Origin of the sequence: Paractinoplanes rishiriensis, from assembly GCF_016862375.1 — a bacterium.
GTDB lineage: Bacteria > Actinomycetota > Actinomycetes > Mycobacteriales > Micromonosporaceae > Actinoplanes > Actinoplanes rishiriensis.
The window spans coordinates 1-22,383 of sequence record NZ_BOMV01000043.1 but is presented as its reverse complement, the minus strand read 5'-3'; the positions used below and the strand labels follow the sequence as shown (position 1 = coordinate 22,383).

21 protein-coding genes, 1 tRNA gene and 1 pseudogene are annotated in these 22,383 nt (G+C 69.4%); 14 read left to right on the top strand and 9 right to left on the bottom strand.

The genetic code is table 11. The features are described from left to right. Positions 1-17: 17 nt before the first annotated feature. Positions 18-518: a MarR family winged helix-turn-helix transcriptional regulator gene (locus Ari01nite_RS19320; RefSeq protein ID WP_203782664.1), complete on the bottom strand. Its 501-nt coding sequence runs from the start codon at positions 516-518 to the stop codon at positions 18-20. Between the two features lie 94 nt (positions 519-612). Here Ari01nite_RS19320 and Ari01nite_RS19315 point away from each other — a divergent pair, with 94 nt between their 5' ends. Then, positions 613-1,188, top strand: a complete 576-nt coding sequence (locus tag Ari01nite_RS19315; protein ID WP_203782663.1) for a YceI family protein — start codon at positions 613-615, stop codon at positions 1,186-1,188. A gap of 211 nt (positions 1,189-1,399) precedes the next feature. Beyond that, the gene (locus Ari01nite_RS19310; RefSeq protein WP_203782662.1) at positions 1,400-2,878 is read left to right on the top strand and encodes a glutamate-cysteine ligase family protein; all 1,479 of its coding nucleotides are present in this window, start codon (positions 1,400-1,402) and stop codon (positions 2,876-2,878) included. A gap of 27 nt (positions 2,879-2,905) precedes the next feature. Here Ari01nite_RS19310 and Ari01nite_RS19305 read toward each other — a convergent pair whose 3' ends face one another. Then, positions 2,906-4,513, bottom strand: coding sequence for a Hansenula MRAKII killer toxin-resistant protein 1 (locus tag Ari01nite_RS19305; RefSeq protein ID WP_203782661.1), 1,608 nt, complete (start codon positions 4,511-4,513; stop codon positions 2,906-2,908). 142 nt (positions 4,514-4,655) lie between these two features. Here Ari01nite_RS19305 and Ari01nite_RS19300 point away from each other — a divergent pair, with 142 nt between their 5' ends. Beyond that, the gene (locus Ari01nite_RS19300; protein WP_203782660.1) at positions 4,656-5,462 is read left to right on the top strand and encodes a PASTA domain-containing protein; all 807 of its coding nucleotides are present in this window, start codon (positions 4,656-4,658) and stop codon (positions 5,460-5,462) included. A 3-nt stretch (positions 5,463-5,465) separates the two neighbouring features. On the opposite strand, the gene Ari01nite_RS19295 is transcribed toward Ari01nite_RS19300, so the two are convergent. Beyond that, positions 5,466-5,765: a hypothetical protein gene (locus Ari01nite_RS19295; RefSeq protein WP_203782659.1), complete on the bottom strand. Its 300-nt coding sequence runs from the start codon at positions 5,763-5,765 to the stop codon at positions 5,466-5,468. Positions 5,766-6,150: 385 nt separating this feature from the next. Between Ari01nite_RS19295 and Ari01nite_RS19290 the strand changes: the two genes are divergently transcribed. From Ari01nite_RS19290 to Ari01nite_RS19280, 3 genes are all read left to right on the top strand, one after another. Further along, a complete protein-coding gene (locus Ari01nite_RS19290) occupies positions 6,151-7,032 on the top strand; it encodes a helix-turn-helix domain-containing protein (RefSeq protein ID WP_203782658.1) in 882 nt (293 codons plus the stop codon). Beyond that, positions 6,996-7,220 (top strand): DUF397 domain-containing protein, encoded by a 225-nt coding sequence (locus tag Ari01nite_RS19285; protein WP_203782657.1) that lies wholly within the window; start codon positions 6,996-6,998, stop codon positions 7,218-7,220. Before Ari01nite_RS19290 ends, Ari01nite_RS19285 begins: the two co-directional genes overlap by 37 nt. A 150-nt stretch (positions 7,221-7,370) precedes the next feature. Then, a complete protein-coding gene (locus tag Ari01nite_RS19280) occupies positions 7,371-7,823 on the top strand; it encodes a hypothetical protein (RefSeq protein WP_203782656.1) in 453 nt (150 codons plus the stop codon). Positions 7,824-7,826: 3 nt separating this feature from the next. Here the strand turns inward: Ari01nite_RS19280 and Ari01nite_RS19275 are convergent, their stop codons facing one another. The 3 genes from Ari01nite_RS19275 to Ari01nite_RS19265 all read right to left on the bottom strand — a co-directional run bounded on the left by Ari01nite_RS19275 (position 7,827) and on the right by Ari01nite_RS19265 (position 10,189). Next, on the bottom strand, positions 7,827-8,423 hold the full coding sequence (locus tag Ari01nite_RS19275) for a hypothetical protein (protein ID WP_203782655.1): 597 nt from the start codon (positions 8,421-8,423) through the stop codon (positions 7,827-7,829). Positions 8,424-8,546: 123 nt separating this feature from the next. Further along, complete coding sequence (locus Ari01nite_RS19270) at positions 8,547-9,371, bottom strand: WecB/TagA/CpsF family glycosyltransferase (RefSeq protein WP_239162849.1); 825 nt, start codon at positions 9,369-9,371, stop codon at positions 8,547-8,549. Between the two features lie 735 nt (positions 9,372-10,106). Then, positions 10,107-10,189, bottom strand: a tRNA-Leu gene (locus tag Ari01nite_RS19265). A gap of 191 nt (positions 10,190-10,380) precedes the next feature. Between Ari01nite_RS19265 and Ari01nite_RS19260 the strand changes: the two genes are divergently transcribed. From Ari01nite_RS19260 to pknB, 7 genes are read left to right on the top strand one after another with little or no spacing between them, the layout of a single operon-like run. Next, on the top strand, positions 10,381-11,172 hold the full coding sequence (locus Ari01nite_RS19260; protein WP_203782676.1) for an FHA domain-containing protein: 792 nt from the start codon (positions 10,381-10,383) through the stop codon (positions 11,170-11,172). A gap of 5 nt (positions 11,173-11,177) precedes the next feature. Further along, positions 11,178-11,660 carry an FHA domain-containing protein FhaB/FipA gene (locus Ari01nite_RS19255; RefSeq protein ID WP_203782653.1) on the top strand — a complete coding sequence of 161 codons (483 nt, stop codon included), beginning with the start codon at positions 11,178-11,180 and terminating at the stop codon, positions 11,658-11,660. After that, entirely contained in the window at positions 11,657-13,048 is a 1,392-nt protein-coding gene (locus tag Ari01nite_RS19250) for a PP2C family protein-serine/threonine phosphatase (RefSeq protein ID WP_203782652.1), read from the top strand. The genes Ari01nite_RS19255 and Ari01nite_RS19250 overlap by 4 nt, the downstream gene beginning before the upstream one ends. A gap of 28 nt (positions 13,049-13,076) precedes the next feature. Beyond that, entirely contained in the window at positions 13,077-14,585 is a 1,509-nt protein-coding gene (locus Ari01nite_RS19245; protein ID WP_438872197.1) for an FtsW/RodA/SpoVE family cell cycle protein, read from the top strand. Beyond that, positions 14,582-16,078 carry a peptidoglycan D,D-transpeptidase FtsI family protein gene (locus tag Ari01nite_RS19240; RefSeq protein ID WP_203782650.1) on the top strand — a complete coding sequence of 499 codons (1,497 nt, stop codon included), beginning with the start codon at positions 14,582-14,584 and terminating at the stop codon, positions 16,076-16,078. Before Ari01nite_RS19245 ends, Ari01nite_RS19240 begins: the two co-directional genes overlap by 4 nt. Then, positions 16,079-17,410 (top strand): serine/threonine-protein kinase, encoded by a 1,332-nt coding sequence (locus Ari01nite_RS19235; RefSeq protein WP_203782649.1) that lies wholly within the window; start codon positions 16,079-16,081, stop codon positions 17,408-17,410. Further along, positions 17,407-19,209, top strand: a complete 1,803-nt coding sequence (gene pknB / locus Ari01nite_RS19230) for a Stk1 family PASTA domain-containing Ser/Thr kinase (protein WP_203782648.1) — start codon at positions 17,407-17,409, stop codon at positions 19,207-19,209. The genes Ari01nite_RS19235 and pknB overlap by 4 nt, the downstream gene beginning before the upstream one ends. 7 nt (positions 19,210-19,216) lie before the next feature. On the opposite strand, the gene Ari01nite_RS19225 is transcribed toward pknB, so the two are convergent. Genes Ari01nite_RS19225 through Ari01nite_RS19215 form a run of 3 tightly spaced genes read right to left on the bottom strand, consistent with a single transcriptional unit; the run spans position 19,217 to position 21,097 of the window. Beyond that, positions 19,217-19,867 carry an aminodeoxychorismate/anthranilate synthase component II gene (locus tag Ari01nite_RS19225; RefSeq protein WP_203782647.1) on the bottom strand — a complete coding sequence of 217 codons (651 nt, stop codon included), beginning with the start codon at positions 19,865-19,867 and terminating at the stop codon, positions 19,217-19,219. A gap of 16 nt (positions 19,868-19,883) precedes the next feature. Beyond that, the gene (locus Ari01nite_RS19220) at positions 19,884-20,180 is read right to left on the bottom strand and encodes a hypothetical protein (protein ID WP_203782646.1); all 297 of its coding nucleotides are present in this window, start codon (positions 20,178-20,180) and stop codon (positions 19,884-19,886) included. A 2-nt stretch (positions 20,181-20,182) separates the two neighbouring features. Beyond that, positions 20,183-21,097: a class E sortase gene (locus Ari01nite_RS19215; protein ID WP_239162848.1), complete on the bottom strand. Its 915-nt coding sequence runs from the start codon at positions 21,095-21,097 to the stop codon at positions 20,183-20,185. Between the two features lie 1,003 nt (positions 21,098-22,100). Between Ari01nite_RS19215 and Ari01nite_RS19210 the strand changes: the two are divergent. Beyond that, positions 22,101-22,383, top strand: a pseudogene (locus Ari01nite_RS19210) (hypothetical protein); the annotation flags it as partial.

Genomic DNA, 22,383 nt, shown 5'->3' with positions numbered 1-22,383 from the left:
CGGTAGTTCTGCCGGTTTCAGGCCGCAGACGCGGCCTCGTCGGGGGCACTGCCGGCGGTCGCGCACGGGTTCACGGCGTCCCGGATCGTGCGCAGCGACTCGAGCATGCCGTCCAGTTGCTGTGGGGTGAGCTGCCCGATGAACCACTCCTGCACCAGGGCCAGGTGGCCGGGCAGCACCTCGTCGAGCCGTTGCCGGCCGGCCGGGGTGATCACGGCGTACGAACTGCGGCGGTCGCTGGGGCAGGCCTCGCGGCGGACCAGGCCGTCACGGTCCATCCGGTCGACCACGCGGGTGACGCCGCTGGTGGACAGGGAAGTCTGGCCGGCCAGGTCGGTCATCCGCAGGCGGTGACCGGGCGAGCGGGCCAGGCGCATCAGCACCTCGAACTCGACGGCGGAGAGGCGGTGCTCCTCGAACTGTGCGGCGAAGCGGTTGGTCAGCCCGGTGTAGGTCTCGGCGAACAGGCCGACCGCGGTGAAGCGGGGGTCATCCAGGTCGGTACTCACAGGAAGCATCGTAACCCAATCACTTGACAGGCGGAATATTGCTTGGCATATAGTTGCTGTGTCACACAAACACCTCTCCCAGAGCTGGAAAGAAGGAACCGTCATGACCCAGACCGTTGCCACCCGTCCGTTCGAGGGCCTGCAGATCCCGGTTGCCGGCACCTACGCGCTGGACGCTGCGCACAAGCGGGTCGGCTTCGTCGCGCGGCATCTGATGGTGAGCAAGGTGCGTGGCCAGTTCGCCGAGGCGTCCGCCACCATCACCGTGGCCGAGGACCCGCTGCAGTCCGGTGTCACCGCGTCGATCACCACCGCGAGCATCGAGACCGGCCAGGTCGACCGGGACAACCACCTGCGCAGCGGTGACTTCTTCGAGTCCGAGAAGTACCCGACGATGGACTTCCGCAGCACCGGCATCAAGTCGTTCGCCGGCGCCGAGTTCGTCCTCGAGGGCGAGCTCACCATCAAGGGCGTGACCAAGCCGGTCGACCTGACCGTCGAGTTCGAGGGCGCCACCGTGAGCCCGTACGGCCAGGTGGTCTTCGGCTTCAGCGCGCACGCCGAGATCGACCGCGAGGACTGGGGCCTGACCTGGAACATGGCCCTCGAGTCGGGCGGCGTCATGGTGGGCAAGAAGATCAAGATCGAGATCGAGGGCGAGGCCATTCGCCAGGCCTGATCCGTTCTGCCTGATCATTCTCAGACGCGGTCGCCCGTCCCCCGTGCGGGCGACCGTCCATAGTCGAGCCGCCGTCCAGCATCCGGACGGCGGCTCGATGTCTTGTGGCGATCCTCCGCCGGGGATGGCAAGGTGGACCGAGCGCAGTGGTTCGGTCACAGGGTGGTGATCGAGTTCTGTTTCGCCCTGGCTGAGCCGGGAGGGTAAGTAAGTGGGCAAGGATCTCTCGACCCTCGCTTTTGCGCCTGAGGACCGCGTTCACTACCGGCACAAGGTGCGAAACTGCATGGACGTGCTCGCGCTGATGCTGGACGCCGACGCGTTCGACACCGCCGACGGCATGACCGGCCTGGAAATCGAGATCAACCTGGTCGACGACGAGGCCCGCCCGGCGATGCGCAACGCGGAAGTCCTGAGCTACCTCGCCGACCCCGCCTACCAGACCGAGTTGTGCCAGTTCAACCTCGAACTGAACGCGCCACCCCGGTCCATCTGCGGCGACGGCCTGGACGACTACGAACACGAGATCGTGGAGAGCCTGCGCCGGGCCGCCGACCGCGCGGCCAAGGCGGACAGCGGCCTGGTACTGATCGGGATGCTGCCCACGCTCACGGCCGGTGACCTGGTGGTCGGCAACCTCTCGAACAACGACCGCTACCGCATGCTCAACGACGAGATCGCCGGAGCTCGCGGCGAGCAGTTCCATGTCGACATCCGCGGCGTCGAGCGGCTGCAGAGCGCCAGCGACTCGATCGCTCCCGAGGCGGCCTGCACCAGCGTCCAGTTCCACCTGCAGGTGGCGCCGGACCGGTTTGCCCGGTATTGGAACGCGTCCCAGGCGATCGCTGGCATCCAGGTCGCGGTCGGCGCGAACTCGCCCTACTTCCACGGCCGGCGGCTCTGGGCCGAGACCCGGATCGCGCTGTTCGAGCAGGCCACCGACACCAGACCCGACGAACTAAAAGCTCAGGGGGTACGCCCGCGGGTGTGGTTCGGCGAACGCTGGATCACCTCGGTCTTCGACCTTTTCGAGGAGAACGTACGTTATTTCCCACCACTTCTCCCGATTCTCGACGACGAAGATCCGGTACGCGTGCTGGAAGCCGGCGGTGTGCCCCGGCTGAGCGAGTTGCGGCTGCACAACGGCACGGTCTACCGCTGGAACCGCCCGGTGTACGACGTGATGGACGGGCGCCCGCACCTGCGCGTCGAAAACCGGGTGCTCCCCTCCGGCCCGACGGTGACCGACCTAATGGCGAACGCGGCGTTCTATTTCGGTCTGGTCGGGCAGCTGGCCGAGGAGGAACGCCCGATCTGGTCGCAGCTGTCCTTCCCGATGGCCGAGGACAACTTCCACGTCGGCGCCCGCAACGGCATCGAGGCGACGGTCTACTGGCCGGGCGTCGGCGAGGTGCAGGTGACCGAGTTGGTGCGCTCGGTGCTGCTGCCCAAGGCACACCGTGGCCTGGAACGCTTCGGTGTCTCGGCGCTGCACCGCGACCGGCTGCTCGGCATCATCGACGAGCGCTGCCGGCTGGGCCGCAACGGCGCCAGCTGGCAGACCGAGGCGGTGTGGGCCGCCGAAAACCACCGCAACCTGACCAGGGAGGAAGCGCTCCGCGACATGCTGCTGCGCTACTGGGCCCTGCAACAGACCAACGAGCCGGTGCACACCTGGCCGGCCGACTGACCGCCCCCGGGCCCTCGGTCTCGCGCCCTATTTGTCCTCGTCAAAGTTTTTGGGGTTGATCTGGGCGACCGTGGGTGTCGTGGGCGGCGGGGTGACCGTTGACTTCGTCTCCTTGGGCGCTGGGGTTTTGCGCGCGGGGGACACCTTCTTGGCTCGGCCCGGGGCGGGGCGGGCAGCCGCGGCGATCTCGGGGTCGGCGTCGGAGTTCTTCCCGGCGGCCGGTCGCGGTGCGGGAGCCGGCGACGCGCGCAGACCGGCGGAGCCTCCCGCAATGCCCGGGCCACCTGCGGTGCTTGGGCCACCTGCGGTGCTTGAGCCACCTGCGGTGCCTGAGCCTCCCGGAGAGAAGCCTTCCGGGGAGCCGCCGGCTTGTCCCGAGGCCAAGCCACCCGGTGTGGCGCCGGGCCTTCCGGCGGTGGTGCTGCCGGGTGCGCCGGCTTGACCCGAAACGCTGCCGGGCGATGACGCGCCCGGTTGGCCGCCAGCCGCGCCGCCCGGTGGGGTGCCGGGTTGGTCCGAGGCGGTGCCGCTTCCCGTTGATCCGGAGCCGGTGGGCTGGCGGGGAGCGCTGCCTCGGGTGGTGCTGGATGACGGCCCCGATGTGGACTTTGCCGGTGTGCCCGATGTGGCCGGCTGGGGCGGGAGTTTGGCGCGGCCGGTGGGAGTGGGTGACTTTCTCGGGGAACTGGTCGGGACCGCGGCTATGCCGGTGGCGGTCACCTTGTCGTCCGGGTCGGTCTGGGCCTCGGCGGCTTTGCGGGCGCGGCGGGTGGCTATGGCCTGGCCGATCGCGACGGTGATCGCGGAGCCGCCCAGGCCGGCCAATACTGCGTAGGGAGCGATCAGATAGGACGACTCGAGCGGGCCCAGGGCGCCGGTCAGTCGTGGGGCCAGTGCGGCGAACGAGGCCGCCACCAGCAGCGGGCCGACCGCGCCCGAGGTTGCGGTGCTCACGCCCAGGTCGCCGCGGCGGGCGGCCGGGGCCGCGGCCAGCAGGCCGATCAGGGCCGCGGCGGCAATCGTCAGCAGGGCACTGGGCCAGTAGATGGTGCCGTACCGGCCGCCGGCCGTGGCCTCGGCGAACTGCCAGCTGGTCAGGTAGGTGGCGGACTCGCGGTGCAGGGTGAGCTCGACGACGATCGCGGTGATCGCCAAGGCCCACAGCCAGACCGCGGTGGTGATCAGGTTGGCGGCTACCGGGCGGGAAACCACGGCCCAGTACGCCACGAAGATGCCGAGGACGAGCCCGACCAGCGCGTATCCGCCGGCGACGAGATGTGGGGAGGCCGTGTCCAGGCGTACCGCGTCACGGGCCGGCAGCGCGATCAGCGCGACCGCCACCAGCGCACCGAGCCCCGCCGAGATCGCGAGGGCGAAGCGCCACAGGGCGCGCAGGCGGCCGGCTGGTGGACCTCCGTCGATGCGGCTCGCGAGCACCGCGCCGAAGACCGTGGCGCTCGCCGTGATCCAGGTGGCCCAGCCGAGGCTGCCCAGCCAAGCACTGTCGTCGGGGGTCGCGACCACCGGCCAGACGACCACGCCCAGGCCGTAGCCCAGACCGAGTTGCGCAGCTCCGGTCCCCGCGGCGGTACCGGCCGCGGTGGCCATCCGTGCTGTCCAGCCCTTGTCGGCCATGCGGGGCACTGTAGCGGTCGTCGCCGATGCCTGCGAATCCATCGGTGGTGGCTGACCGGGGACTTTGTCCCGCGGAGGCAACACGTGTCCCGCAAGATTGGATACGTTGACCCGTGCGGGTGACGACGCAGAGGGAGCGGAGATGTCCGACGAGCGAGACGAGACCCGGCGTTACCCGTCCGCCGGTCGACCCGACCCCACGGGGCCGGGCGATGAGACGCGCCTCGACGGTCCGGCGCTCGATGACCGCACCCAGATCGCCGGCTCGCCGGTGGACGATCGCACGCGGGTCAACCGGCCGGACTCGACCTCGGTGATGCCGCCGTCCGACGACGACTGGGCGCCGAGCCGGGCCAACCCGGTCTGGTCCGGACGTGCCGAGGTGCGTTCGTCGCAACCCGGCCGGTCCTCGTACGACACCGACTGGCAGGTCGGGCCGGTGCCGCAGCAGCGGGATCGCTGGTGGATGCCGATCGTGGTCGGCATCATCGTGCTGATCCTGCTGGCCGCGCTCGGCTGGGGCATCTATCTGATCGTGCAGAACTCCGGCGGCCGGCCGGCACCGGGACCGGCACCGACCGTGCCCGTGGGCACCACCGGCGCGACGCCGAGCGTCGAGGCGACGACGCCGTCGGCCGAACCGACCACGACGTCGCCCAGTCCGGCACCGTCCACACCCGAGCCGACGACCGTGGCGACCGTGCCGGCTTTGCGCGGGCTGGCACTGGCCGACGCGCGCGCGGCGCTTGACCGTACCGGACTGAAGACTCGGCTGATCTACCGCGACAGCGACGCGCCACCCAACACGGTGATCGACAGTGATCCGACGGAGGGGCAGGAGGTACCACCGGACACCACGGTCACCCTGGTGGTCGCGCGTAGTGCAACGACCGGACCGACGACGACGCCGACCACCACCACCCCGGCGGGCGGGGCGGGTGGTGACTGACCGTCAGCGGTTGCTGCGCAGCGCGCGAGCCGAGATGGTGCCCGACACCATGCCGGGCTGACGGTTGTTACGGGTGCGCGGGTCGGGCGCCTTGCCCACCGACCGAAGGCCGCTGACCTGCACAAAGATTGATCGTCGCTCGACCGCGTCCCCCGCCGTGTTGAGCTCGTAGCCGTCGAGCCAGATCCAACCCTCGTAGGTCGGCCAGTCGTGGACCCGGATGACCCGGAAGAGCATCGGCGCCGCAAATTGGACGCTTGCTGCCTTCGTCACGTGGATGACATCACCGGACCGAGGAAGCACGTCATCTCCTGCCCTGGAACTTGTCTAGGGGTGAACCTTGACACAGAAGCACTAAGTGTGCCCGGTTGAAACACCTTTGCAAGCTCTTGACGATGCCAATCGTCAAAAAGCGTTGCAGAACGTTACCTTCACCGATCTCGCCACCGCCCAGTTGTGGATCAGTCCAACTAGGACGATCAGTTAGCCGGCACCCCGTAAACGGCACCGTTTCGGTGCGTCGAGCCGGACTTGGCTGCTTCACCCGTAGGAGCAGAGTGACGCTGGCCATACCGAAAAGATTGCACCACCAGTCGTGTCGATGCAAGTTGCATGTCAGCCTTCCGTGATTGTTGGTCTTCCGGTCCCGAGGTTGAACCAATTAATGATCGACAGAGAGACTGAACCCGTGAATCAGCACCGGAGTCCCACCATTCGTCGACGGCGCCTCGGCGTCGAGCTGCGGCGGCACCGGGAAGCAGCGGGGGTGACGATCGATGTCGTGGCCGAAAGGCTCGGCTGCTCTACGTCCAAAGTGTCCAGAATTGAGACGGGACACACCACCGCCACCCCGTCGGACGTTAACCGCATTTTGGACATTTATGGCGTAAATGACTCAGTCAAGAGCGAGCTTGTCCAAATTGCCCGAGAAGCGCGGCAAAAAGGCTGGTGGCATCCTTATTCCACCGTCTTGACGGGAGCGTATGTTGGCCTGGAAGCGGCGGCAAGATCCATTCGAGTGTTCGAACAGCAGCTGGTCCCGGGCCTGCTGCAGAGCGAAGAGTATGCAATTGCGATGATTCGGGCCGCCCGTCTGGAGGACACAGACCGAGAAATCGCGCAACGAGTCCGTGTCCGGATGGAGCGACAGGCGTTATTGATTCAGGACGATCCGATCGATCTTCAGGTGGTGCTTGATGAGGCGGTGCTGAGTCGGCCAGTCGGCGGCGATGCGGTGATGCGCGATCAATTGATCAGATTGATCGAGGCGGCCGAGCTGCCGAACGTCACGTTGCAGATCTTGCCGTTCGCCTCCGGCGCGCATGCCGGTATGGATGGCGCGTTCGTGATTCTCGAGTTCGAGGAGGAGGGGGATGCGGATGTGGTGTTCATCGACAACGCGACCGGCGGGCTGTTTCTGGAGAAGGCCGACGAGCTTCGCAAGTACATCTCAATCTATGACACCGCCCGGAGGTCCGCGCTAACGCCGGCGGAGTCCGTGGAAATGATTGAAATGCTGGTAGAGGAGCCATTGTGGAAGTCGAAGCGAAGGGTTTCCGGGTCGATCTGAGCCGGGCACAGTGGTTCAAGAGCACGCGCAGTGGAGCCAACTCCGACAACTGTGTCGAGGTGGCCTTCATCGACGAGGCCATCGCGGTCCGCGACTCCAAGAACCCGTACGGTCCGGCTTTGATCTTCACGGCGGCCGAGTGGGACGCGTTCGTCGGCGGCGCCAAGGACGGCGAGTTCGACCTGTGAGCTCGCCGCACGCCGCATAACGGCCGGCCTTCCCGATCCCCTCGGGACGGCCGGCCGTAGTCATTTGCCTGCTCGCCTCGTTGAACGCCACAAGCGCGGCCCGGACCGCGTGGACGGCCGGGAAATCACCGAGCGAGGCAAGGCAGACATATGACGATTGGTTCGGAAAACCTCAGCAACGGCTCCGCGACGGCGCAGGATCGCTTCAGCGGCGGAGTCAGTGCGTACCGGCAGGGCCGGCGCGAGGCCCTGGCCTCCGACAACAACGACGGCGACCTGATGTCGCGCAGCGGCTCGTCCGGGCTCCCCACCCGGTCGCCGGGCCGGTCGCACAGCATCGAGCCGACCAGTCCGCTCGACCGCGCGGCCAATCTTCCCTCGCTTGACCTGCAGGGACTCACCGAGCCGGTGTTCGGCGCGAGCGGCTGGTCGGACTCCGGGTGCAGCTCGGAGTCGATGGCCGACCACCCGCTGCTGCGCGGCCTGCTCCTGGAACTGCCGGCCCGCGGTTCGTTGCCGCCGTCGGAGTGGCTGGACCGCTGGTTCGAGGCCGCCCGGTCCATTCTGGAACTGCTCTACGTGCAGGAAGCCAAGAAGAACTGACGGTCAGCGCGAATCCACCGGCAGACGCAGCCGGCTCCGGCCGATCGGCGCGAGCGCCAGCAGGCTGAGCCGGCTGTGCCGCATCGCGGCCCGCACACCGATCGCCACCACGGCCGCGCCCACCACGGTGATGGCGATGCCCGCCACGTTGCTGGCCGGCACGTCCACCAGCCGTCCGGCAATCGGCAGGCCGATCAGCGCGGCCAGGCCGGTCACCTGCAACGGGACCAGGATCAATGGGTGCGCGGCCGCGGCGCGCAGGGCCGGCGGCACCGGCGTCTGGGGTGCGGCCAGGAACGCACTCGCGCCGCGGCGGACCTGGGTGAGGCGACGCACGCTCGTGGTCAGCACAATCAGAGCCGGTACGGCGGGAAGCAGCGCGGCGGAGTCGGCGGCGGAATCACCCGGCAGCATCCAGATGACCACCGGTATCGCCACGAACATCGCGGCACCGGCCGTCACCGCCAAGGTCAGCGTGCCCGCCCGGCGGCGCAGTTCGCGGGCCGTGCGGGCGCCGGGCAGTGCGTCGGCGACCAGGCCGGCCGCGAGCCAGGCGACGGTCAGTGCGCCGGCGAGGATGAGGTCCGCTGCGATGTCCACATCGACAGCCTTCACCCGTACGCGATGAACTAAAACCGGGTTATCACCGGACCGGACCCGTAGGGGAAACCGCCGAATCCTGAGATGACCACTTAGGGCGGTCCGGCAAAACGGTTCAAAACGCTAGACCGCGAACGTCTCCACCTGCTCGTTTGCGGCCGGGGGCGGTGTCGCCTTCCACAAACTGGACTTCTGCGCGGCCAGCCGGGACAAATAGGCCGGATTCAGCAGTAGGTAACGTTTCCACAACCGCTTGGGCTCGAGGCCGAGGCGCCACAGCCACTCGAGGGCGTACTTCTGCATCCACGGCGGCGGGTTCTTGAGCAGGCCGGCGTGGTAGTCGAAGGCGGCGCCGACGGCGAGCAGCGGCATGTCGAGCAGCGGCCGCATCGCGTACGCGAAAATCTCCTGACGTGGGCAGCCGAGGCCGACCAGCACGATCCGCGCGCCGGACGACTTGATCCGCTCGGCGATCTCGGCCGGCTCGCCGGGTTGCGCCGCCCGGAACTTGGACGCCTCGACGCCGGCGATCTTCAGCGCCGGGAACATCCGCTCCAGCGCCGGCACCAGCCGCTCCAGGGTCGGTTGCGTGGAGCCGTACAGATAAACAGGAAGGCCCTCGTCGGCGGCGCGCTTGAGCACCTCGAGCGTGAGGGTCGGCCCGTAGACCCGATCGGTGAGGCCGGCGGCGTGCAGCAGGTTGAGTGCCCACCGCACCGGCTGGCCGTCCGGCGTGACCAGGTCGAACGAGTTGAGCCGGGCGTTGTGCGCGCGATCCTGCACCCCGGTCATCACGCCGTGCACCGCCAGCGCCGTGACGGCATAACCCCGCCGGTCACGAGCGGCCTCGATGATCCGATTGCTGGCGTCCGAATAGTCCGTGACGTCGACCAGAACCCCAAGAACGTTGCGTTTGCCCTGGCCAACACCGGTGCGCTCGACGGTCACGACTAAGACACTCCAGGATTCCGGCGCGAAAAAACCAGCAGCGAGCATAGCCCGCAGTTCACAATTCACCCGATCGGCGACGTTCCCCCGAAAACCCCCACCGCGGCCAGCGGTACCACGGTACCCAACCCCCCACGCCGTCGCCACATCTGCAACAGAGCTCCATCCGCCCTTCCCCCGTCCGTGCGGGGAGTCGCGCGCCTTGGTGTTCGGGCGCCGAGTAAAGGGCACCAACATGCCGCTGCAACGGCCTGACATGCCACGGCAGATCGCGATGCGAGTCGATGGCGGCATGGACGTTGGCACCCCAGCCCCCGATTCGGTGGCAGTGCGAGCTGGGTGGGAGCGTGGGTTGGCGACGCGGTGGCTGGGTGAGGCGTGCGAGCCCCGCCGCGAGGCTGCAACGGGGCGGTTCGGGTGGGCGAGTGCGCGCTGGTGGTCTCGAGCGGAGGGCGGCGGCATGGAATGAGGGCCGACCGCGGGGGACGGCGCGCCGGAGGCGATCGCCAATGGTGTGTTTAATGCAACGGGCGGCGGCGCCCCCGGCGACACCTACAACACGATCGGGTTGCGGTTCTATATATGCGCGGCAGCGCACCCACGCGCTCACCGCACCGATCAGTTCCCCAGCGTGACCATCGCAACGCGGGGTTTCCGGGGGCTTGGCCCCCGGAATAGACATGACGAAGGCCCCCGGTCCGCGCTTTCCGCGGGCAGAGGGCCTCTAGGCGCTCGTGGGGATGGGGGGAGTTGAACCCCCACGTCCTTTCGGACACACGGACCTGAACCGTGCGCGTCTGCCATTCCGCCACATCCCCGTGGCAAAGTTGGCCGTTGGGCCAACTTTTTGTTACTAGCTGCGACAGACTACGCTGTCGCACGTCACCAAGCGAGTTGATACCCCCGCGGCGCCAGGGAAGACTAGCACGGCGTCGACGGGGGTCATACGAGGGTCAGAAGTGCCGGCGGTGCTTGAGCTGAGATGCGCAAGCGGTCGCCGGATACCATCATGTCCTCGGGAGCCGAGGAGGAGCCGGTGAGCGTGCTGCAGCGCTTTGAGAAGCGATTGGAAGGCCTGGTCGAGGGGGCCTTCGCGAAGGTGTTCAAGGGTGTCGTTCACCCTGTCGAGATTCTGAATGCCATGCAGCGGGAGGCCGAGGCGCACAAGGCCATCCTTGCCGGTGGCCGCACCCTGGTGCCGAACCGCTACGTGATCGATCTGTCGCCATATGACCACAGTCGGCTGGCGCCGTACGCCGCGGCGCTCGCTCAGGAGCTTGCGCAGTCGCAGGCCGAGTTCATCGGTGAGCAGGCGTGGACGGTCTACGGCGACGTGATCGTCGAGATCGAGCGCGGCGAGGGGCTGGACACGGGCATGTTCCGGGTCACCGCCGAGGTCTACACCGGTGGCGAGGTCGCCCCGGTGCAGCAGCCGGCGTACGACGCGGGCCCGCAGCAGTACTCGCCCTACGACCAGCACCAGGGCGGTGGATACCAGCAGCACGGCGCGCCGAACGGTCGCAGCGTGGGCCTGGTGTCCGGCGACGGTCGCACCTACCCGCTGCAGATGGGTTCGACCGTGATCGGCCGGGGTGACCAGGCCAACCTGCGCCTGCCGGACGTGGGCATCTCGCGCCGGCACGCTCGCCTCGACTACGACGGCAACCAGGTGGTGCTGACCGACCTCGGTTCAACGAACGGCACGATGGTGAACGGCCAGCGGGTTTCCGCCGTGGCGCTCAACCCGGGCGACATGATCCAGCTGGGCACCACCACCCTGACGTTCCGAGTGGACGGCTAGGCACCTTGCCCGAATTCGTCCTTACCGTCGCCCGGTTCGGCTTCCTCATCCTGTTGTGGATCTTCGTGTTCACCGTGGTGGGGGTGATCCGGCGGGATCTCTTCGCAGGGGTCCGGTCCAAGAGCATCGTCGCCAGCCCTCGGGGGGTGGGTGGTGCGGTGATACAGGGCCGACCCGCGAAGGTGAAACGCGGTAAGGCTGCACGACAGCTCGTGGTGACCGCCGGCCAGCTGGCCGGCACCCGCATCACCCTTGGTGAGGCCCCTATCACTATCGGTCGGGCCGAGGATTCCACGCTCGTCATCACCGACGACTTCGCCTCGGCCCGGCACGCCCGGCTCGTGCCCCGGGACGGCCAGTGGTTCGTCGAGGATCTCGGCTCGACGAACGGGACCTATCTCGACCGGGGTAAGGTCGCCGCACCAACTCCCGTCCCCCTTGGCGTACCGATCCGGATCGGTCGCACATCTCTCGAGTTACGGCCATGACCCTGACCCTGCGCTACGCCGCTCAGAGCGACCGCGGTCTGATCCGAGACCTGAACCAGGACTCCGTCTACGCCGGGCCGCGGCTCCTTGCCGTCGCCGATGGCATGGGCGGTATGGCCGCTGGTGATGTCGCGTCCAACATTGTCATCGCCGCGATGGCGCCCCTCGACGAGGACGTGCCCGGGGACGCCCTGGTGGACGCACTCCGCCATGCGGTCGGCACCGCCAACCAGCATCTGCGCGACACCGTGGACGCCAACCCTCAGCTGGAGGGCATGGGCACCACGCTGACCGCCGTTCTCTTCTCGGGCAGCAAGTTCGGCATGGTGCACATCGGTGACAGCCGCGCCTACCTGCTGCGCAAGGGCGAGTTCGCGCAGATCACCAAGGACGACACGTACGTGCAGATGCTGGTCGACGAGGGCCGGGTCAGCCCGGAGGAGGCGAGCAGCCACCCGCAGCGGTCGCTGCTCACCCGGGCCCTGGACGGCCGCGACATCGACCCGGAGTACTCGGTCCGTCAGGTGCTCGCCGGCGACCGCTACCTGATCTGCAGCGACGGCCTCTCCGGGGTGGTCAGCGCGGAGACGATCGCGCAGACCATGCAGGAGATCACCGACCCGCAGGCGTGCGTCGAGCGGCTGGTCCAGCTCGCGCTGCGCGGGGGCGGCCCGGACAACATCACCGTCGTGATCGCCGACGCGATCGACAAAGACATCATGGAGCAGTCGCCGATCGTGGGCGGCGCGGCGGCCATCGACCGGGGCAACACCACGGTGGCCGACAACTCCACTCCGGCGGCCCGTGCCTCCGCCCTGCAGGCGCCCCGCCCGGCGCAGCCGCAGCCCGAGCCGGCCGACAACTACGACCGCGAGCCCGAACCGAAACGACACCCGGTGCGCACCGGCGTGCTCGTGTTTGTGCTGCTCGCGCTGCTCGGCGGCGGCCTCTGGCTGGGTTATCAGTACACCCAGGACCAGTACTACGTGGGTGCCACCGAGGCCGGGCAGCTCGCGATCTTCCGCGGCGTGCCGGGTCAGATCGCCGGACTCGACCTGTCCGACGTCAACGAGACCAGCCCGGCCCGGCTCGACGACCTGACCGCGGTCGCCCAGGAGCGGGTCAAGCAGGGCATTCACGCCGACGACCGGACCGACGCGGTGCGCCGGCTGGCCGAACTCACCGACGAGGACCCCGCCAACCCCAATCTGAAGCCGCTCTGTTCCGCCACCAACCTCGCCCCGTCCGGCAGCCCGTCCGCGGCCGCGCCGGATCCGGCCGCCTCCGCGTCACCGGCGGCCTCCGCGCTTGCCAGCACGCCGTCCGCTCAGGCTTCCGCCAGTGCCCCGCCGGTCGTGGATCCGGTGGGGTGCCGGACCGTGAACTGAGCGTCGGCTCGACACGTCTGGGGATCTTTTGACCGCGCCCGCCGTACCGGCTCCCACGCCCGCCTCCACGGGCGAGATGTCGCGTATCCCGGGAATGAAGACACAGCGCAACGCCGAGTTGGGCTTGCTGGCATTCGCCATGGTGCTGGTGGCGCTCTACGGCGCCACGGTCGAGCTGAACCAGTTCGACGAGCTCTCCGGCACGTTCTGGGTGCCGGCGGTGCTGCTCGGTGTGCTCTTCCTCGGCCTGCACTTCGTGGTGCGCTTCACCGCACCGTACGCGGACCCGGTTTTGATCCCCGCAGTTGCCCTGATCAACGGGTTGGGTGTGGGCTTCCTGCGCCGGCTCGATCTGGCCCGGGCGATCGCCAACAAGCAGGAGATCCCGGGCGTCTTCGCCGGCACCGGCGGCCGCCAGCTGGCCTGGACCCTGGCCGCGCTGATCCTGGCCTGCATCCTGCTCATCGTGATCCGGGACCACAAAGTCGTTTCCCGGTACGCGTACACGCTCGGCCTGGTCGGCATCGTGCTCGTGATGATCCCCGCGGTGCTGCCGGCCAGCATCTCCGAGGTCAACGGCGCCAAGCTGTGGGTCAAGTTCGGCTCGTTCTCGATCCAGCCCGGTGAGTTCGCGAAGCTGGCGCTGGTCTCCTTCTTCGCGTACTACCTGGTCCGCAAGCGCGAGGTGCTTTCGCTGGCCAGCCGCCGCTTCCTCGGCGTCGACTTCCCGCGCGGCCGCGACCTCGGCCCGGTCGTCACGGTCTGGCTGCTCAGCCTCCTCGTGCTGGTCTTCGAGAAGGACCTGGGCACCGCACTGCTCTACTTCGGGCTGTTCGTGGTGACGCTCTACGTCGCCACCGAGCGGGCCAGCTGGCTGATCATCGGTCTGCTGCTGTTCTTCGGCGGCGTCTACGTCGCGTACCTGCTCGGCGAGGTGGTGGGCGGTCCGTTCGCCAACTTCTACGACCGGGCCGAGGTCTGGCTCGACCCGTTCGCGCAGGAGAACTACGACCGGGTCGGCGGCAGCTACCAGCTGGTGCAGGGCCTGTTGGCGCTCGGCACCGGCGGGCTGTTCGGCTCGGGTCCGGGTGCCGGTTCGCCCGGTTTCGTGCCCGAGGTACGCACCGACTTCATCTTCGCCGGCATGGGTGAGGAGATCGGCCTGTTCGGGCTGTCCGCACTGCTGATCGTCTATCTGTTGATCGTGGAGCGTGGCCTGCGGGCGGCGCTGAACGTCCGGGACTCCTTCGGCAAACTGGTCGCGGGGGGCCTCGCGTTCACCCTTGGTTTGCAGGTCTTCGTCATCCTTGGTGGCATCACCGGACTCATTCCGCTCACCGGCCAGACCACCCCGTTCCTCTCCGCGGGTGGTTCCTCGTTGATGGCGAACTGGCTGCTGGTGGCCATGCTGTTGCGGATCTCGAACGCGGCACGCGGCCCGGCGGCCAGCAGCGGTGGCACGGACCGCCCCGGACCAGGACCCAAGAAGGCACCCACCCAGTTGCACGGCGCCATGACGGAGGTGATCAAGCCGTGAACGCTCCCCTGCGGCGGGCCGGCGTGGTCATCCTCGTCCTGTTCGGCCTCCTGTTCGCCAACCTGAACTGGGTCCAGGCCTACAAGGCCGACGACTACCGCACCAGCGACTACAACCGCCGGGTCGTGGTGGCCCAGTACGAGCGGCCGCGCGGCGTGATCGAGGCCGGCGGCGTCGCCCTGGCCGAGAACAAGGCGACCGACGACACCCTGAAGTACCTGCGCGTGTACCCCAAGAAGGAGGTGTACGCGCCGGTCCTCGGATACCGCCCGGTCAGCCTGGGCGCCGTCGGCATCGAGAACAGCGAGAACGACTTCCTCTCCGGGGAGAGCGACAAGCTGTTCGCCGACCGGGTCAAAGACATGTTCACCGGCAACAACACCGGTGGCGGCAACGTGCTGCTGACGCTGAACGCCGCGGCCCAGCAGACCGCCTGGAAAGAGATGACCAACAACGAGCGTGGCGTGGAGAAGGGCGCGGCGATCGCCATCGACCCGCGCACCGGTGCCATCCAGGCTATGGTCTCGATGCCCAGCTTCGACCCGAACCCGCTGGCCAGCCACGACGAGAAGGCGGCCGCGCAGGCGTACGACAAGCTGAACAAGGACAAGGACCAGCCGCTGCTCAACCGGGCCACCCAGGCCACGCTGCCACCCGGCTCGGTGATGAAGGTGATCATCTCGGCGGCGGCGTTGTCGAACGGCTACGAGACCGGCACCGAGATCCAGGCCGGCTCCGAATACCGGGAGAGCGGCGCGGTCATCCGCAACTCGGTGGACGAGGTCTGCCCGGGCAGCCAGGTCACCCTCAAGGAGGCGCTGACCGAGAGCTGCAACACCGGGTTCGCCCGGCTCGGCGTCAAGCTCGGCCGGGACAAGGTGATCGAGAGCGCCAAGTCGTTCGGCTTCGGCGACGACAAGCTCGCGGTCGGCAACCTCGAGGGCGGCGGTCTGCCGGTGGCGGCCAGCCAGACCGGCACCATCGCCAACCCGGACGGCAGCCCCGACAAGGGTGCGCTGGCCCAGTCGTCGCTCGGCCAGCGGGACGTGCGGATGACCCCGCTGGAGGGCGCGATGATCGCCGCCACGGTGGCCAACGACGGCAAGCAGATGCGCCCCTACCTGGTGCAGAAGCAGCTCAGCCCGGAGCTCCGGACGATCTACAATGCCAGCCCCAAGACGCTGCGCACGCCGATCAGCGGCACCGTCGCGAGCGACCTGAAAGACATGATGATCAGCGTCGTGCAGAACGGCACCGGCAGGAACGCGCGGATCAGCGGCTTCGACGTCGGCGGCAAGACCGGTACCGCGCAGAACGCGGTCGGCGCGGACCCGCACGGCTGGTTCATCGGCTTCGCCTTCAACGAGAAGGGTGAGGCGGTCTCGGCGGTCTGCGTCATGCTGGAGAACGTGCCGGGTGGCCATGCGAGTGCCGAGGCGGCCCGGATCGCCGGAAAAATCATGAAGGCTGCGGCCGGTCGGGGAGGGGACTGAATGATCAGCCCTGGGGTGACCCTCGGTGGCCGCTACCGCCTCGACGAGCGGATCGCCGGCGGCGGCATGGGCGACGTGTGGCGCGGCACCGACGAGGTGCTGGGCCGGACCGTCGCGGTCAAGATCCTGCTGCCCGCGCTGCTGGACGAGCCCGGCTTCGCCGAGCGGTTCCGCGGCGAGGCCCGCACGATGGCCACCATCAATCACCCCGGGGTCGTCGACGTCTACGACTACGGCAGCGACCAGCAACTCGCCTTCCTGGTGATGGAGTACGTCGAGGGCGACGCGCTGTCCCGCACGCTGAGCCGTGTGGGGCGTCTCACACCGGGCCGCACCATGGCCCTGGTGGCGCAGGCCGCCGACGCGCTACAGGCTGCGCACGCGAACGGCATCGTGCACCGCGACGTGAAGCCGGGCAACCTGCTGGTCCGCCCGAACGGCACGCTGGTGCTCACCGACTTCGGCATCGCCCGGTCGGCGCTGGTCGGCCAGCTCACGGTGGCCGGCTCGGTGCTCGGCACGGCCTCCTACATCTCGCCGGAGCAGGCCTCGGGCGACGTGGCCACGCCGGCCTCGGACGTGTACGCGCTCGGCGTGGTGGCCTACCAGTGCCTGTCCGGGCACCGGCCGTTCGACGGCGCCACCCCGATGGAAATCGCCATGAAGCACGTCCGGGAGAAGCCACGGCCGCTGCCGTCGGACATCCCGCCGTCGGTGCGCGCCATCGTGGACCGGGCCCTGTCCAAGGACCCGACCGCCCGCTGGCCCTCGGCGTCGGCGCTGGCCGCGGTGGCCCGGCAGGCCGCATCGGCGCTGGCCACGACCGCGCAGCAGCCCGCCAGTCAGCCGGTCCGGGCCGCCGGGGTGGCCAACCGCCCGCAGTCCGGCGGGCCGGTGTCCGGTGCGCCGGCGTCGCCCGCGGCGGGCAGCGCGCGGCCACCCTTCCCACCGGTTCCGCGACCCGTGTCGGGTGCTCGCGGTGCCGCGTCGGTACCCTCGGGACCACCGGTGCAACCGCAGCCGTACCGTCAGCCGTACCACCCGGTGCCGCCCGTACAGGCGGCGAAACCGGAGAGTTCGGCAGGGCGGCAGGTGCTGATTGTGCTGGCCGTGGTCCTGGCGCTGCTGGTCCTGCTCTGTGCCGGGGTGATCACGTTCCTCTACAAGCAGAGCCAGGACAACAACGCGCTGAGCGGTCGGCACACGTACGCGGATGTCGTCCACACGGGCGTCGCCGACAATGAACCGTCGGCGGCGTCGTACCGTCTAACCAAGCAGGCGGGCGCCAGACCCGGCTGGAACCGAGCGAACGAAGGACGACAGACGCTATGACGGCGCAGGCCCGCCTGCTCGGTGGCAGGTATCAGGTCGGCGAGCTACTGGGCTACGGCGGCATGGCCGAGGTGCACCGCGGACGTGACCTCCGGCTGGGCCGTGACGTGGCGATCAAGATGCTGCGCACCGACCTGGCCCGCGACGCGACCTTCCAGGAGCGGTTCCGGCGCGAGGCGCAAAACTCGGCGGCACTCAACCACCCGGCGATCGTGGCGGTGTACGACACCGGCGAAGAGGTGTCGTCGACCGGCGAGAAGCTCCCGTTCATCGTCATGGAGTTCGTGAACGGGCGGACCCTCAAGGAAGTGCTCGCCGAGGAGCAGCGCCTCCAGGCCCGCCGGGCTCTGGAGATCATCGCCGACATCTGTGCCGCGCTGGAGTTCAGCCACCGGCACGGGATCATCCACCGGGACATCAAGCCCGGCAACGTGATGATCACGCAGAACGGCCAGGTCAAGGTCATGGACTTCGGCATCGCCCGGGCCCTGGCCAGCGGTGCCACCACGATGACGCAGACCAGCGCGGTGATCGGTACGGCACAGTACCTGTCGCCGGAGCAGGCGCGCGGCGAGGCCGTGGACGCCCGCTCCGATGTGTACGCGGCCGGCTGCGTCCTGTTCGAACTGCTCGTAGGCCACCCGCCGTTCGTCGGCGACAGCCCGGTCAGCGTCGCCTACCAGCACGTCCGCGAGGACCCGAAGGCTCCCAGCGACGTCAACCCCGAGGTGCCCCGGGACATCGACGCGATCGTGCTCAAGGCGCTCGCGAAAAACCCGATGAACCGGTACCAGAGCGCCCAGGAGATGCGCGCCGACGCGTTGCGCGCCGTCTCGGGCCGCCCGGTGCTGGCCACCCCGGTGATGAACCAGGCCGAGACGATCGCCATGCAGGGCCAGCCCCGGCAGTGGCAGCCGCAGGCCGCGACCACCATGCAGCGGCCCATCGGCGGTGTCCCGCCGCGGCCGCCGGAACGGCGTTCGTCGTGGGTGATGGCGGTGCTGGCGGCGCTCGGCGTGCTGGTCGTGGTGGTGCTCGGCGTCGCGCTGGCGATGAGCCGGCAGAACGACAACGCCGGCAACAATCAGACCCAGACGGCCACCATGCCCACCTTGATCGGTAAGACCGACGAGCAGGCGCGGCAGGCGCTCGAGGCGGCCAAGCTGGGAAATGTCACGCCGGAGGATCCTCGGAAGAGCAAGGACTGCGAGGGCAAGGTCGACCGGCAGAGCCCGGACCCCAACACGCAGATCCCGACGACTCAGGCGGTCAGCTACCGGCTCTGCCTGCCGCTCGACCAGGTCACCGTGCCGACCGACCTGGTCGGCGTCACCCGGGACAACGCCGAACAGCGGCTCAAGGGCCTCGGGCTGACCCCGAAGTTCAACGAGGTGGCGAGCAGCCAGCAGGTCGGCATCGTCATCGATGTGGAGAAAAAGGGCGAAAAGGTCGAACCTGGTTCTGAGATCGAGGTTGACGTCTCGAACGGCAAGCGGGTCCGGATGCCGAACGTGGTCAACCAGAACCTCGACGCCGCCAAGGCGGTGCTGGAGGAGGTCGGCCAGTTCAACGTCACCACCGAGGAAAAGGTGGACCCGACCCGCGAGCCGGGCACGGTCATCGCGCAGAACCCGAAGGCCGGGTCGACGGTGGAGAAGGGTGACGACGTCAAGCTCACGGTCGCGGCGGCGGACCCGGACCCGGACCCGAGCGTCGACCCGTCCGACCCGACCGACCCGGGTGGTGGCGGCGGTACGGCCCTCAGCGACCCGCTGTCGGCCATCCGCCGCGAACAGTGAGCCGGATCTAGACCGAAGCGAACGCCGCTCGTCGCCGGGTTTCCACCTCGGCGGCCAGCGGCGGCGCCTTTTCCAGGGCGGCCGGCAGGCCACATGCGGCCAGCCAGTTCGCCAGCATGGTGTGGCCGCCCTCGGTGAGCACCGACTCGGGGTGGAACTGCACGCCCTCGATCGGCAGCGTGCGGTGCCGCATCGCCATCACGATGCCGGACTCGGTGCGGCCGGTCACCTCGATCTCGTCCGGCAGAGTCTCGGGGACGACCGCGAGCGAGTGGTAGCGGGTGGCCGTGAACGGCTCGGACAGGCCGGCCAGCACGCCGTCGCCGCCGTGGTGCACCAGCGACGTCTTGCCGTGCAGCAGCTCCGGGGCGCGGTTCACGGTGGCACCGAACGCGGCACCGATCGCCTGATGACCGAGGCACACCCCAAACATCGGGACCTTTCCGGCGTACGCCCGAATGGTCTCCAACATGATGCCGGCGCGTTCCGGCGTGCCGGGACCAGGTGAAAGCAGAATGCCCGCGGCGCCGAAGGTGCCGACGTCGGCCACCGAGATCTCGTCGTTGCGCCGCACCTCGCAGTCGGCGCCGAGCTGGCCCAGGTATTGCACCAGGTTGAAGACGAATGAGTCGTAGTTGTCGATCACAAGAATGCGCACGTCACACACCAGGGGTCTAATCGGTCGAGGTGGCCGTGGGGTGCGGCGCGTTCGACTCGGTGCTGTACGGGATCTCGTCGGGGGCTTCGGAATCGGGGTGGTCCGACGTGACCACGTTGGGGTCGTTGGGGTCGGCCGGCGTCTGCTGCTCGGTGCCCGAGCCGACCTGGACGTCGTCGAACGGGAGCAGCGGCGTGGCCCACGGGAAGACCACGTACCAGAGCAGCAGGCCGGTCGCCGCCACCAGGCCGAGTGAACCGGTGAGCTTGCCCCACAGGCCGAACGGCAGCTTGCGCCAGATCCACGCGTACATCGTCAGCTCTTCAACTCGGCCGGCATGCCGGCGTCGGGCAGGGACTGGTCGCGTTTGGCCTTGCCGGTCAGCTCGGCGTGCACGATGAGGCGCTGGTAGTTGTTGAACTTCGGGTTGCAGGTGGTGAGCGTGAGCAGCGCCTTCGTCGGCTTGGCGCCCGGCCGGTTGGGCACCGGCGCCACCACCTGGACCGCGCTGGGCCTCACGATCTCGGAGTCGTAGACCCGGTAGACGTACCAGGACTCCCTGGTCTCCACGCCGATGACGTCGCCCGGGTGCAGCTCGTCGAGCCGCCAGAAGATCTTCCGAATCCGGTGACCGGCGACCGAGAAGTTGCCGATCTGCCCGGGTTTCGCGGTCTCCGGGTAGTGGCCGGGCGCACCCTTGATGTCCTGCGGCCGCACCCCGTCGACCACGACCAGCTTCTTGTCGATCTTGGGGATGTAGAGCCGGCCGACCAGGCTGGAGCCGGGCGCCGCCGGACCCTTCGAGGGCGCCGCGCTCGGCCCCACGGTCGGGTCGTTCCAGACGTCGTCCAGCTGATCACCGAGCGCGTCCTGCTCGCCCTGCACCTCGGCCGAGTTGCCGAACACCTGATAACCGGCGAACAGCAGAACCACCAGCCCGAACGTGATCATCAGCTCGCCGGCGACGCGGATGCCGCCCCGGATGCGCGAGCCCAGCGACGGCCGGGTCAGCTCGGAGTAGACGCTCTTGTACCCCTCGCCGGTCTGCTCGGGCCGCAGCTTGACGACGCGCTCGCCGCGCTTGGGTTCGACGTTTTCCTCGGCGCTGGGTGGCGGGCTGACCGGCTCGGTGCCGGGCGCGATGTAGGGCGCCGTGGCGGCACCGAGGGCGGCGTCCGGCTCGGCTTTCGCCATCGCGGCCTGCGCCGCAAGCCCGGGCACTGCCGACATCAGCGCGGTGTGCTCTTTGACCGCCGGCGGTGGGCTATTCGGCGGTACGGCTTTGGGCGGTACGGCGGGAAGCAGTCCGGTGGGAGCGTCGGACGTCGGGATTACGGCGGTTTGGCTGGGGTCGAGATCGCTGGCGGGCCGTTGGGGCCCGCGAGGCCGTCCAGGCTGCCCTTGCGGGTGCCGGGGCGGTATAGGTTGACCCTGGGCCGGGTGCGGGGCCGCAGGGTGGCTCTGAGCGGGTGGGGCCTGCCCGGGCGCCAGGGCAGGCGCGCCGGTCCATGCCGGCTGGGCCGCGCGGGGGTCGTGGCCGTTTACCTCGGTGCCGCGGCCGTTGATCTGAGTGAAGCCGGGGTCGCGCCGGGCCGGCTCCGCGCCCGGTTGGGTGGGTGGCTTGGGCACCGCGGCCGCGAAGAAGTCGAACGAATCGTCCTGCTTGGCCGGAGGTGCGTCAGCGGGCCGGGCAGCGGCGTTGCGAGCGGCCGCGATCCGCTGCTCGGCGACCTCGTCGGTGCGGAGCACGGCGGTCTCGGCGGCGGAGGGGGGCGCGGTGGCGCCGGCCGGGGGTGGTGGCGGGAGGTGCGGCGGGCCGGCGCTGATCGGCGGGGTCGCGGCTCGGGCGCTTGGTGGCGGGTTGGTCGATCGGCCCGCGGCCGTCGGTGGAGCGCCGGGAAGGGTCGCGGGTGGCGGCGTGGTCGGCCGGCCTGCGGCCGTCGGTGGAGCGCCGGGAAGGGTCGCGGGTGGCGGCGTGGTCGGCCGGCCTGCGGCCGGTTGCGGCGCGGCGGACCTGGCGCCTGGCGGCGGCGAGACCGGACGCCCGCCCGGCGGCGTGCCGGTGCGGCCGGCGGGCGGCGCTGCGTTCGGGTGAGCCGGACCGGAATCGGACGGCACGCTGGCCCGCGCGACCCCCGGGGAGACCGGCGGAGTGGCGGACCGGCCCATGCCGGCCGAAGCCGAAGCGGCGCTCGGCCCCAGGCCGGGAGGAGACGGAGCGGCCCCGGGAGCGGTGGGGGGCGCGGCGGAGCGCGCAACGCCGGACGCGGTGGCCCGGGCGACCCCGGGCGGCGCCGGCCGGGCGGCGGCGGGCGTGACCGGCGATGCCGGCGGCCGAGCGACACCGGGCGAGACGGGCGGCGACGCAGCCGGCTGGGCGACACCGGGAGCCACCGGCGGCGGCGACGCGGGACGCGCAATGCCGGGGGTGACCGGCGGCGTGGCCGGGCGGGCGACGCCGGGGGTGACCGGCGGCGTGGCCGGGCGGGCGACGCCGGGGGTGACCGGCGGCGTGG

Excerpts from the sequence above, each read along its gene's own strand:
- Ari01nite_RS19220 (WP_203782646.1), bottom strand. The coding sequence starts at position 20,180 with ATGTACGCGTGGATCTGGCGCAAGCTGCCGTTCGGCCTGTGGGGCAAG.
- Ari01nite_RS19315 (WP_203782663.1), top strand. The coding sequence starts at position 613 with ATGACCCAGACCGTTGCCACCCGTCCGTTCGAGGGCCTGCAGATCCCG.
- Ari01nite_RS19305 (WP_203782661.1), bottom strand. The coding sequence starts at position 4,513 with ATGGCCGACAAGGGCTGGACAGCACGGATGGCCACCGCGGCCGGTACC.
- Ari01nite_RS19250 (WP_203782652.1), top strand. The coding sequence starts at position 11,657 with ATGACCCTGACCCTGCGCTACGCCGCTCAGAGCGACCGCGGTCTGATC.
- Ari01nite_RS19260 (WP_203782676.1), top strand. The coding sequence starts at position 10,381 with ATGTCCTCGGGAGCCGAGGAGGAGCCGGTGAGCGTGCTGCAGCGCTTT.
- Ari01nite_RS19235 (WP_203782649.1), top strand. The coding sequence starts at position 16,079 with ATGATCAGCCCTGGGGTGACCCTCGGTGGCCGCTACCGCCTCGACGAG.
- Ari01nite_RS19300 (WP_203782660.1), top strand. The coding sequence starts at position 4,656 with ATGTCCGACGAGCGAGACGAGACCCGGCGTTACCCGTCCGCCGGTCGA.
- Ari01nite_RS19280 (WP_203782656.1), top strand. The coding sequence starts at position 7,371 with ATGACGATTGGTTCGGAAAACCTCAGCAACGGCTCCGCGACGGCGCAG.
- Ari01nite_RS19215 (WP_239162848.1), bottom strand. The coding sequence starts at position 21,097 with ATGTCGGCAGTGCCCGGGCTTGCGGCGCAGGCCGCGATGGCGAAAGCC.
- pknB (WP_203782648.1), top strand. The coding sequence starts at position 17,407 with ATGACGGCGCAGGCCCGCCTGCTCGGTGGCAGGTATCAGGTCGGCGAG.
- Ari01nite_RS19320 (WP_203782664.1), bottom strand. The coding sequence starts at position 518 with ATGCTTCCTGTGAGTACCGACCTGGATGACCCCCGCTTCACCGCGGTC.